Source organism: Ruegeria sp. CG8, assembly GCF_056537165.1.
Window position 1 is genome coordinate 517,075 of record NZ_JBQFRA010000001.1, and the last position, 11,450, is coordinate 528,524.

10 protein-coding genes are annotated in these 11,450 nt (G+C 63.2%); 7 read left to right on the plus strand and 3 right to left on the minus strand.

All coding sequences use genetic code 11. The annotated features are described in order from the left end of the window. Positions 1-14 precede the first annotated feature (14 nt). Together ACR0EF_RS02535 and ACR0EF_RS02540 are read right to left on the minus strand one after the other, a co-directional pair. Complete coding sequence (locus tag ACR0EF_RS02535) at positions 15-2,255, minus strand: xanthine dehydrogenase family protein molybdopterin-binding subunit (RefSeq protein ID WP_170371514.1); 2,241 nt, start codon at positions 2,253-2,255, stop codon at positions 15-17. A 3-nt stretch (positions 2,256-2,258) separates the two neighbouring features. Beyond that, positions 2,259-2,723: a (2Fe-2S)-binding protein gene (locus tag ACR0EF_RS02540; RefSeq protein WP_170371513.1), complete on the minus strand. Its 465-nt coding sequence runs from the start codon at positions 2,721-2,723 to the stop codon at positions 2,259-2,261. A gap of 99 nt (positions 2,724-2,822) precedes the next feature. Between ACR0EF_RS02540 and ACR0EF_RS02545 the strand changes: the two genes are divergently transcribed. After that, the gene (locus tag ACR0EF_RS02545) at positions 2,823-3,401 is read left to right on the plus strand and encodes a TetR/AcrR family transcriptional regulator (RefSeq protein ID WP_170368159.1); all 579 of its coding nucleotides are present in this window, start codon (positions 2,823-2,825) and stop codon (positions 3,399-3,401) included. On the opposite strand, the gene kynU is transcribed toward ACR0EF_RS02545, so the two are convergent. Continuing rightward, positions 3,394-4,587, minus strand: a complete 1,194-nt coding sequence (gene kynU / locus ACR0EF_RS02550; RefSeq protein WP_170369361.1) for a kynureninase — start codon at positions 4,585-4,587, stop codon at positions 3,394-3,396. The genes ACR0EF_RS02545 and kynU overlap by 8 nt on opposite strands. Before the next feature lie 198 nt (positions 4,588-4,785). Between kynU and ACR0EF_RS02555 the strand changes: the two genes are divergently transcribed. The 6 genes from ACR0EF_RS02555 (at position 4,786) to ACR0EF_RS02580 (ending at position 11,450) form a co-directional block, all read left to right on the plus strand. Then, positions 4,786-5,235 carry a methyltransferase family protein gene (locus ACR0EF_RS02555; RefSeq protein ID WP_093964875.1) on the plus strand — a complete coding sequence of 150 codons (450 nt, stop codon included), beginning with the start codon at positions 4,786-4,788 and terminating at the stop codon, positions 5,233-5,235. Positions 5,236-5,365: 130 nt separating this feature from the next. Next, a complete protein-coding gene (locus ACR0EF_RS02560; protein WP_170340345.1) occupies positions 5,366-6,937 on the plus strand; it encodes a Re/Si-specific NAD(P)(+) transhydrogenase subunit alpha in 1,572 nt (523 codons plus the stop codon). A gap of 13 nt (positions 6,938-6,950) precedes the next feature. Further along, the gene (locus ACR0EF_RS02565) at positions 6,951-8,405 is read left to right on the plus strand and encodes an NAD(P)(+) transhydrogenase (Re/Si-specific) subunit beta (protein ID WP_170371511.1); all 1,455 of its coding nucleotides are present in this window, start codon (positions 6,951-6,953) and stop codon (positions 8,403-8,405) included. A 98-nt stretch (positions 8,406-8,503) separates the two neighbouring features. Next, positions 8,504-8,860, plus strand: a complete 357-nt coding sequence (locus ACR0EF_RS02570; RefSeq protein WP_170369359.1) for a VOC family protein — start codon at positions 8,504-8,506, stop codon at positions 8,858-8,860. A gap of 106 nt (positions 8,861-8,966) precedes the next feature. After that, entirely contained in the window at positions 8,967-10,244 is a 1,278-nt protein-coding gene (locus ACR0EF_RS02575) for a DUF3422 family protein (protein ID WP_170369356.1), read from the plus strand. Positions 10,245-10,313: 69 nt separating this feature from the next. Further along, positions 10,314-11,450 (plus strand): MFS transporter, encoded by a 1,137-nt coding sequence (locus tag ACR0EF_RS02580; protein WP_170364526.1) that lies wholly within the window; start codon positions 10,314-10,316, stop codon positions 11,448-11,450.

Genomic DNA, 11,450 nt, shown 5'->3' on the forward strand with positions numbered 1-11,450 from the left:
CGGTCTTTTTCGTTTCACACCAGCAGGTTGAACTGCTTGTTGAGCGGCAGGGTCCGAGCGCGCTGGCCGGTCAGGTCAAACAGCGCGTTGCCAAGCGCCGGCATCGAAGGCGGCGTGCCCGGTTCACCCGCGCCGCCCATGAAGCGGTTGGTTTCCAGCACCTGAACCTCAACCTGCGGCGCGGTGTGCATGCGCAGCGCGTCATAGTCGGGGAAGTTCATTTGTTCGACCTCGCCATCGGCAAAGGTGATCTCGCCGTAACAAGCCGCCGACAGGCCATACATCATGCCGCCGAACATCTGCGCCTTGACGTTTTCGGGGTCCAGTGCCAGCCCCATGTCGCATGCGATCCAGGCCTTGCTGATGCGGATGGTGCCGTCTTCGTCCACCACCTCGATCACCTGCGCGACGGGGGTGCCGAAGCTGTAGGTTAGGGCCACGCCTCGACCCACGCCATCGGGGGTCTTGCCGGTCCAGCCGGACATGTCGCGCACCGCCTCAAGACACCCGGCCGAGGGCGCATGTTCGCCGCGCGCCAACTCCAGCCGGAACTCCAGCGGGTCGCGGCCGGCCGCGTGAGCCATCTCATCCATGAAGGTTTCGTGGAAGAAACCGTTGTGGCTGTTGCCGACCGAGCGCCAGAAGCCCACCGGGATCTTCAGATCGGCGATATGGCCGCTCATGCGATAGTTGGGCACCGCGTAGGGCTGATTGAAGAACCCTTCGACCAGCACCTTGTCGGGGCCGGCGCCGGGCATTCCGGTATAGCGCTCGACGGCTTGCTGCGTGCAGGACTGCGCGGCAACTGCACCGTCGATCAGCACTGCTTTGCCATCCTGAACCGCACCGCGCATGCGCGCCATCGCACCGGGGCGGTAGTAGTCGTGGCGCATATCCTCTTCGCGGCTCCAGGTCGTCTGGACCGGAGTGCCGGGCATCGCCATGGCCACTTTGGTTGCTATGTCGCCGAAATCCAGTTCTCCACGGCGACCAAACCCGCCACCCAGATAGGTGGTGTGGATTTGGACGGCTTCGGTGTCCAGACCGGCCGTGTTGGCAACGCGGAACTGGATCAGCGTGGGGGCCTGGTTGCCGCACCACAGTTCCAAGGCGTCGCCGGTGAACAGCGCGGTGGCGTTCATCGGTTCCATCGTGGCGTGGGCCAGGTAGGGGACAGTGTATGCGGCCTCGATCACTGTCGCGCCTTCGGGAACGGTGCTGACATCGCCGTCATCGCGCATGGTCGAGTTCGGGTCCGCGTCGAAGGCCTTGGCGATCTCGGCAAAGATGGCGTCGGTTTCAGGCGGATAGGGGGCCTCGCCCCAATCGACGGCGATGGCCTCGACCGCCTGGTTGGCCAGCCAGGTGTTGGTGGCGATCACCGCAACACCGTTGCCCAGTTCGACAACCTTTTCGACACCAGGCATTGCCTTGACGGCGCTGTCGTCAAAGCCGTTCATCTGGCCGCCCAGCTTGGGGTTCATCCGGACGCTGGCGAATTTCATGCCGGGCAGGCGCACGTCGACGCCGAACTGGGCGGTGCCGGTGGCCTTTTCCACCATGTCCAGACGCGGCAGGGTTCGGCCCAGATAACGCCACTCGGACGGGTCGCGCAGCTCTGCCTCAATCGGTTCCATCTTCGCCACGTCTGCAGCCAGTTCGGTATAGGCGATCTTGCTGTCATCAGGCGCGATGACATGGCCCGAAGCGGTCTTCAACTGAGCCCGATCCACCCCCAGTCGGTCGGCGGCGGCCTGTTTCAGCGTCTCGCGGGCCGAGGCACCAGCCGCGCGCATCCGCTCGAACCCGTCCTTCATCGAGGTCGAGCCGCCGGTGACCTGCAGGCTGAGCGCCTTGCCGATCACGCCAAGGGCCTCGCCCAGATTGTGCTGGAAGTTCGAGACGTCATAGCCCTTGTTGGGCAGGCTCTCGCCGATCAGGGCCGAGTTGTAATAAGCCGCCGCCGCAGGTCCGTGCAGAACGGTGACCTGATCCAGATCCACGTCCAGTTCCTCGGCAATCAGGGCGGCCCATGTGGTTTTGACGCCCTGGCCCATCTCGGCGCGGGGCGCAAACAGGGTCACGCCGTTCTGGTCGATCAGGATGAAGGGGTTCAGGGCCGCTTCGCCGTCGCCCGGTTTCAGCGGGTTCTTGGCGGGGCGGTTGACGTAATAGACGCCGAAAGCCACGCCACCGACGATGGCGGCTGATCCGATCAGGAAGGTGCGGCGCAGGATTTTTCCGATGCTGGCCATGGATCAGGCCTCCTTCAGCTTGGCGGCGGCGTCGTAGATCGCGGCGCGGATGCGGGGGTAGGTGCCGCAGCGGCACAGGTTGCCCTGCATCGCCTCGTCGATTTCTTCGTCAGAGGGGGCAGGGTTTTCGGCCAGCAGCGCGGCGGCCTGCATGATCTGCCCCGACTGGCAATAGCCGCATTGCGCGACCTGATGGTCGACCCAGGCCTGCTGGATCGTGGCCAGGTTGTCGGGCGTTCCCACCCCTTCGATCGTGGTGACCTCGCCCCAGACATCGGACAGAGCAACTTGGCACGAGCGGACGGCCTCGCCGTCGATCTGCACCGTGCAGGCTCCGCAGGCGGCCACACCGCAGCCGAACTTGGTTCCGGTCAGGCCCACCTCGTCGCGCAGCACCCACAGAAGGGGGACATCGTCGGGCAGATCGACCTGATGTGGCTTTCCGTTGATCGTCAGCGTGGTCGCCATGGCGCACCTCTTTTGGCTGTGGCTGGTTTCTGACATAATTGATGAAAAATGTCAGTGCGTCAATTGACAATTTCGCGCGAAACTGTCAGAGGTCAATTCATGGCGGAAAAACTGGATGATACACGGGCAAAGGCGATCCTGACTTCGGCGTTTCAGGCTTTTTCCGCCTATGGGTTCCGCAAGACCTCGATGGATGACATAGCGCGCGGCGCGGGCATGTCCCGTCCAGCGGTCTATCTGCATTACAAGAACAAAGATGCCATCGTTCGCAGCCTGACACAGGCGCATTACGCCGAAAAGATCGCGGCGGTGGCACATGCGCTGCAGGGCGACGGAGCGGTGTCCGAGATCCTGGCGCGGGCGATTGATGCGCAGATCGCCGGGATGGCGGCCATCCTGGCCTCGCCGCATGGGCTGGAGATGCTGGATACCAGCAAGTCCACCGCTGCCGACATCGTGGCCGAGGGCGAGGCGGCGCTGGCGGATCTCTACGCTGAATGGCTAAAGCGCGAACTGGCGGCCGGTCGCGTGCGCCTGCCGGACGGTCCGGCCGAGACCGCGCGGACCATCACCGCCGCGCTGAAGGGGATCAAGATGACCGCCTCGAACGCCGAGGAGTTCGAGCAGCGCATCGCCCAGCTGACCGCGCTGATCGGCGCGGGGCTTGAGGTCAGGTAACCCGCTGCCGGATCTTGAATTCTGGTTTGTTCCACAAACGGTTCTGCATGATGTCGGTCAGTATCTCGACGGCGCGCGTCACGTCGCCTTCGTCGATATACAGCGGCGTGAAGCCGAACCGCATGATGTCGGGCGCGCGGAAATCCCCGATCACGCCGTGGGCGATCAGGGCCTGCATCGCCGCGTACCCGTCGGCAAACCGGAACGAAACCTGGCTGCCGCGCAATACAGGGTCGCGGGGGCTGGCCAGTTCCAGATCGGGGCAGGTCGCCTCGACCTGCTGGATGAACTGTTCGGTCAGGGCGATGGACTTGGCGCGCACATCATCCATGTCGGCCATGTCCCAGATATCCATCGCTGCGGCCAGCGCGGTCATCTGGATCACCGGTGGCGTGCCGACGCGCATGCGCTCGATGCCTGCGCCGGGGCGATAGTCCAGGTCGAAGGCAAAGGGGGCCTCGTGCCCTAGCCATCCCGACAGGGCCGGGCGCGCGGTGTCGGACCATTTCGGCGCGACATAGATGAAGGCCGGGGCGCCCGGGCCGCCGTTGAGGTATTTGTAGGTGCACCCCACCGCGAAATCGGCGTTGCACCCGGCAAGGTCCACCGGGATGGCCCCGGCAGAGTGGGCCAGATCCCACACCGTGATGACGCCGCGCGCATGGGCCAAATCGGTCAGCGCCTTCATGTCATGTCTGCGGCCGGTGCGATAGTCGACCTCGGTCAGCATCAGCACGGCGACCTCGTCGGTGATGTGCTCAGCCACGGCCTCGGGGTCCACGACCCGAAGCTCGTACTCCTCGCCCAGCGAGCGCAGCAGCCCGTCAGCCATGTAGAGATCTGACGGAAAGTTGCCATTGTCCGACAGCACCACCTTGCGCCCCGGGTTCAGCTCCAGTGCCGAGGCAACCGCCTGAAAGACCTTGATCGACAGCGTGTCGCCGACCACGACCGTGCCGGGCGCGGCGCCGATCAGGCGGCCGATCCGATCGCCCAGGTCGGTCGGCATGCCCATCCATCCGGCTTTGTTCCACCCGGTGATCAGCATCTCGCCCCATTCCTCGGTCAGCATCTTCTGCACCTTTGCGGCCGCCGTCTTGGGCAGAGGGCCCAGCGAGTTGCCGTCCAGATACAGCACTCCTTCCGGCAGGTGGAACATGGCTTTGGTGGCGGCGAAGTCGGTCATGATAAATCCCGGTGTTTTCTTGTGTCCGAACCGGGGTATCGGATCGGTGCCGGGCTGTCCACGCCCGCCTGTTTGTGGCCCGGGTGCACAATATTCGGCCGCAAGGCCAAGATGCTTTGCCATCGGGGTCTGAAAGCGGTAGGACTTGGCCCGGAAGCGACATGTGTCGGTACATGTCGTCGTTCAAAAGGGATGCTCATGCGCCGTATCGACGTACCGCCACTGTGGCTTTTGGGCTTCGCGGTGTTGGCCTGGTTGCAGGGCCGTTATCTGTCGCTCGGCCTGTCGCTGGAAGGCGGGTTGACCGACCTGCTAAGCGGGTTGCTGATTGGTGGGGGTATCCTGCTGGCGGTTCTGGCCATCGTAGAATTCCGCCGTCACCGTACGACGGTCATTCCGCATGAAACTCCCACCGCAATGGTGCAGTCGGGCATCTACAAACGCAGCCGCAATCCGATCTATCTGGGCGATGTCCTGATCCTTGCCGGGTTGATCCTGCGCTTTGATGCCGTGCTGTCGCTGGTTTTGGTTCCGGTCTTCGTCTGGGTATTGGAACGGCGGTTCATCCTGCCCGAAGAGGACCGCCTGCGCCGCACCTTCCGTGCGGATTTCGCGCGTTATGAACGCAAAACCCGTCGGTGGATCTGAAATGCGCCGACCCGTGACACAACGTAATGAATGCTGCGCTTGCGAAATAATGTTGCGCAGGATAGACCTTTGCTTAACAAACAATACCGACCACCCGCTCGGTCAGAGTGAAAATTAGGGGGACTTGCCGGTGAAAATAGGCACGCCAAAGGAAATACTGAAAGGCGAGAACCGGGTCGCGATGACTCCGGAGTCAGCCGTGCAGCTGCAGAAATTGGGCTACGAATGCGCCATCGAGAAGGGGGCTGGTGCTGCCGCCGGTTTCTCTGACGAGGCTTACGAGGCCGTCGGGGTCGAAATCGTCAAGACAGCCGCCTCTTTGTGGAAATCGTCGGACATCATCGCCAAGGTGCGCGTGCCCACCGAGACCGAAATGAAGCGTCTGACCAAGGGCAAGACGCTGATCTCGTTCTTCAACCCGGCCGGGAACGAAGAAGGGATGGAATTGGCGAAAGCCAAGGGCGCCAATGTCATCGCGATGGAGATGGTGCCCCGCATCAGCCGCGCGCAGAAGATGGACGCTTTGTCTTCGATGGCCAACATCGCCGGGTACCGTGCGGTGATCGAGGCGGGCAACAACTTTGGCCGTTTCTTCACCGGCCAGGTGACGGCCGCGGGCAAGGTGCCGCCGGCCAAGGTTCTGATCGTTGGTGCCGGCGTGGCAGGTCTGGCCGCCATCGGGACGTCGACGTCGCTTGGCGCGATCACCTATGCGTTCGATGTGCGCCCCGAGGTCGCTGAACAGGTCGAGTCGATGGGCGCCGAATTCGTCTATCTGGACTTTGAAGAGGAACAGCAGGATGGGTCGGCCACCGGTGGGTATGCTTCGGTTCAGTCCGAGGAGTTCCGCAATGCGCAGCTGGCCAAGTTCCGCGAGCTTGCGCCCGAGATGGACATCGTCATCACTACGGCCCTGATCCCCAACCGCCCGGCCCCCAAGCTGTGGCTTGAGGATATGGTCAAGGCGATGAAGCCCGGCTCGGTCATTGTGGACCTTGCGGCCGAGCGTGGAGGCAATGTCGAAGGCACCGTGCCGGATGAAAAGGTTGTGACCGACAATGGCGTGACCATCATCGGCTATACCGACTTCCCCAGCCGGATGGCGGCGCAGTCCTCGTCGCTTTATGCGACCAACATCCGTCACATGATGACTGACCTGACGCCCGACAAGGACGGTCAGATCAATCACAACATGGAAGATGACGTGATCCGTGGCGCGACCGTCACCTACGAAGGTGAGATCACTTTCCCGCCGCCACCGCCCAAGGTGCAGGCCATCGCGGCCAAACCCAAGGCCGAGGTCAAGGAACTGACGCCCGAAGAAAAGCGCGCGCAAGAGATTGCGGCCTTCAAGGCGCAGACCAAGCAGCAGGTCACCCTGCTGGGCGTGGGCGGAGCGCTGATGTTGCTGGTGGGGCTGGTGGCTCCTGCCAGCTTCATGCAGCATTTCATCGTCTTCGTGCTGGCCGTTTTCGTGGGCTTCCAGGTGATCTGGAACGTCAGCCACAGCCTGCACACACCGTTGATGGCGATCACCAACGCGATTTCCTCGATCATCATCGTGGGCGCGTTGATGCAGATCGGGTCGGGGTCTTTCCTCGTCATTCTGCTGGCGGCGCTGTCGATCTTCATGGCCGGGATCAACATCTTCGGCGGTTTCCTCGTAACCCGGCGCATGCTCGCCATGTTCCAGAAATCTTAAGGAGGCCGGGCACATGGAATTTGGCTTCACCACTGCCGCCTATGTCGTTGCGGCTGTTCTGTTCATCCTTTCGCTCGGCGGCCTGTCGAACCAGGAAAGCGCCAAGCGCGCGGTCTGGTACGGCATCGTCGGCATGGCACTGGCTGTTTTTGCCACGCTGGTCGGTCCCGGGTCGGGCCTGTGGCTGCTGTCGCTGCTGCTGATCATCGGCGGTGGTCTGATCGGTCAATACGTGGCGCAGCGCGTCCAGATGACCGAGATGCCGCAGCTTGTGGCCGCCATGCACTCGCTTGTGGGTCTGGCGGCGGTTTTCGTCGGGTACAACGCCCATTTCGAGATCAAGAATGTCGCCGAAGTCTTTGCGATCGTTGACGCGGCCAAGGATGCCGACCTGTCGGATCTAGGCGCCTTCGCGAAACTGATCGCCAAGAAAACCCCGGCCGAGCTGGCCATTCTGCATGTCGAGCTGTTCCTGGGTATCTTCATCGGTGCGATCACCTTTACCGGTTCGGTCGTGGCATATGGAAAACTGGCCGGCAAGGTCACCTCGGCGGCCACCAAACTGCCGGGCGGGCATGCGCTGAACGCGGCGGCGGCGGGCCTCTCGCTGATCTGTCTGATCTGGTACACCGCTTCGGGTGGCTTCTTCCCGCTGTTCCTGATGACGCTGGCGGCGCTGTTCATCGGCTATCACCTGATCATGGGCATCGGCGGCGCCGACATGCCAGTGGTGGTGTCGATGCTGAACAGCTACTCGGGCTGGGCGGCGGCTGCGATCGGTTTCTCATTGGGCAACGACCTGCTGATCGTGGTCGGCGCGCTGGTCGGCTCGTCGGGCGCGATCCTGTCCTACATCATGTGCAAGGCGATGAACCGTCACTTTGTCAGCGTGATCCTGGGCGGCTTTGGCGGCACTTCGGGGCCCCAGATGGAGGTCGAAGGCGAACAGGTGGCGATCGACGCCGACGGTGTTGCAGCAGCGTTGAACGATGCCGACAGCGTCATCATCATCCCCGGCTACGGAATGGCGGTGGCGCAGGCGCAGCAATCGGTCAGCGAACTGGTCCGCAAGCTGCGCGCGAAGGGCAAGAATGTGCGCTTTGCCATCCACCCCGTCGCGGGCCGTCTTCCGGGCCACATGAACGTGCTGCTGGCCGAGGCCAAAGTGCCCTATGACATCGTGCTGGAAATGGACGAGATCAACGACGACTTTTCGGAAACGGATGTCGCGATCGTCATTGGCTCGAACGACATCGTGAACCCTGCGGCACAGGAAGACCCGAACAGCCCCATTGCCGGGATGCCGGTTCTGGAATGCTGGAAGGCCAAGCAGGTGATCGTCTCGAAACGCGGGCAGGGCACCGGGTATTCGGGCATCGAAAACCCGCTGTTCTACAAGGAAAACACCCGCATGTTCTATGGCGACGCCAAGCAGTCGCTGGACAAGCTGCTGCCAATGATCGACTGATCTGTGGCTCATATCCTTGGAAAAGGCGCCCTTCGCGGGCGCCTTTTTTCGGTTCAGGGTATGATGCCGTATCAACCCCAATCGGCAGGAGGTGTTCCATGCATAAGGTAAACGGCATCGGCGGCGTGTTCTTTCGCGCCCGCGATCCGAAGGCTCTGTCGCAATGGTACGAGACCCATCTGGGCGTCAAACACTATGACCCGGTTCCGTGGAAGCAGCGCGAAGGCTACACCGTGTTTGCCCCTTTCGCCGCAGATACGGACTATTTCGGCGATGCGGCTCAGCAATGGATGATCAACTTCCGCGTCGACGATCTGGCGGCCATGGTCGACCAGCTGCGTGCGGCTGGAATCGAGGTGGAGACCCGTGACGAATGGAACAGCGAGATCGGAAAATTCGCCCGCTTGCACGACCCCGAGGGCAATCCCATCGAGCTCTGGCAGCCAAATCAATGAGATAGCTGGCTTGTATACCGCGGTATCCACCTAAGTATATGAAATAAAAAGAGAATTGATGAAATCCCCCGGTGTCGTATAGTGCCCGGAACACAAGGAGCCGTTCATGACGCCAATCGAGGATCATCCGCTGCGCTATGCGTTGGCCAATGAATTGCACGCTCGGCCGTTCCCCGTGGCGCAGGCGCCGTGCACGGTTGTCTTCCTTGCGATCAAAAAGCCGGTCGCCGCGGTGGCCCGCGACCGAGCCGAAGATATGGCCCACCTGATCGACCTGTTGGACCGCCACGGGGCACAGCATCCGCAGCCCGATGCTACCCATTATGCCGGGCAGATCGGGCGGCATTGGTTGAAGTGGGAGCATCACACGGAGTTCGTGACCTATACGGCCATCACTCAGAATGTCAGCGAACGCGCGTTCAACCCCGCCGATTTCGAAGTATTCCCCCCCGACTGGTTGATGACCAGTCCAGGCCAGCGCGTGACCTCAATCATGCTGCGGGTGGTGCCGCGCCCGGATGACGGGGCCACGCAAGCCGCGCTGGCAGATTGGTTCGAGCCGGAAAGCCTGGCGGTGTCGCGGGTGCTGGACGACTCGGCGATCTGCGCCAGCGATTTTCGCATCGACCCGGCAGGCCACATGCGGTTTGCCCTGTTCGTGTCCGAGGGGACCGGGCGCAGGCGCACCGGCCGGATCATCCAGCGCCTGTGCGAGATCGAGACCTACAAGGCGATGTCCATGTTGGGCTTTGCCCGGGTCAAGGCCCTGATGCCCCAGATCGGCGAGTTGGACCGACAACTGACCCAGTTGATGGGCGAGATGACCAAGGACACGACCCATCCCGACGATCTGCTGCCGCAATTGCTGGCCACCTCGACCGAGCTCGAGACGCTGTCGGCGCGTTCGGCCTTTCGCTTTGCCGCGACGGGGGCCTATGAGGCCATCGTGCACCAGCGGATCGAGGCGCTGCGCGAGGATCGCTTCCACGGGCGTCAGACATTCGCCGATTTCATGATGCGCCGCTATGACCCGGCAATGCGCACGGTCAAAGCGACCGAACGGCGGCTGCAGGCGCTTTCGGACCGGGCCATTCGCGCCGGCGACCTGCTGCGAACGCGCGTCGATGTCGAACGCAGCGCGCAGAACCAGGCATTGTTGGAGAGCATGGACCGCCGGGCGGATCTGGCCTTGCGCCTGCAGCACACGGTCGAAGGTCTGTCGGTGGTCGCCATCAGCTATTATGCGGTGTCTCTGGTCAGCTACCTGCTGTACCCGTTGACCAATGCGGGGATCAGCAAGGGGATGCTGACCGCAGGCGTGACGCTGCCTGTAGTGGCGCTTGTCTGGCTGGCCGTGCGCCGCATCCGCCGCAAGCTGGAATAGCGCGGCTTGCCAACCGGCGCGCGGCCTGTATTGCTGCGAGGCAGATATTTCGCAGGCAGGGCAGGTTTCATGATCGGATTGGTTTCAGCCTGGCGGGCCGTGGCCGCCATGTTCATCCTGAACGGCGCCCTGTTCGGGATCTGGGCCTCGCGCATTCCGGCCGTCCGTGACCGTCTGGGGCTGAGCCACGAGGAACTGGGCTATGGCCTGCTGTTCATGGCGGCCGGGGCGGTGTGTTCCTTTCCAGTCACCGGACGCCTGACCGACAGGTTCGGCGCGGTGACCGTGACGCGGGTGATCGCGGTCCTGTACACGGCCTCACTGATCCTTCTTGCGGCCGCCGACAGCTTCGCCATGCTGGCTGCGTTCCTGTTCATCTTCGGGGCCTTCCACGGCTCGATGGATGTGGCCATGAACGCCTGGGCCGCCGAGGTCGAGCAGGCCTATGCCAAACCGGTGATGTCCTCGTTCCACGCGATGTGGAGCCTTGGTGCCGGGTTGGGTGCGCTCAGCGGCTATGGCGCGGTTCAGCTGCAGCTTGACGTGTTGCCGCATTTCCTGCTGGCCGGCGGGGCAACCGTCGCGCTGGCGCTTGCCCTGTCCTGGGTCCGATGGACGTCGCGGCGGGTGCAGTCCGACGGCAACGCGATCTTTGCCTTGCCCAGCGGCGTTCTGGTTTTGGTCGGGCTTACCGCGATGTGCGGCGCGTTGGGCGAGGGAGCGGTGGCCGATTGGAGCGCCATCTTCCTGCGGGATGTCACGGGTGTGGCTGAAAGCGTTGCGGCCTTGGGCTATGCCGTCTTTTCGGTGGCCATGGTCGCGGTGCGTCTGCTGGGGGGCCTCGTGATCGCCCGGTTCGGCCCGGTGCCGGTGGCCCGGGTCAGCGGAGCCTGCGCGGCCGTCGGCGTATTCCTGGTGGTATCGGCCGGCGGCGCGATCGGGGCGCTGGCTGGATTCGCGATGATGGGCGTGGGCTATGCGGTGATCATGCCGCTGGCCTTCAGCCGGGCGGCGAATGATCCGCATGTCCCACCGGGGCAGGCCATCGCCAGTGTCGCCACTTTGGGGTACGGAGGTCTGCTGATCGGTCCGCCGCTTATCGGGCTTCTGGCGGGGATCCTGTCACTGCGGCTGGCCTTTGCCGTCCTGCTGCCGCTGGCGGTGGTGATCGTGGTGTTGGCCGGCGCGCTCAGGCGCGCCGACTGA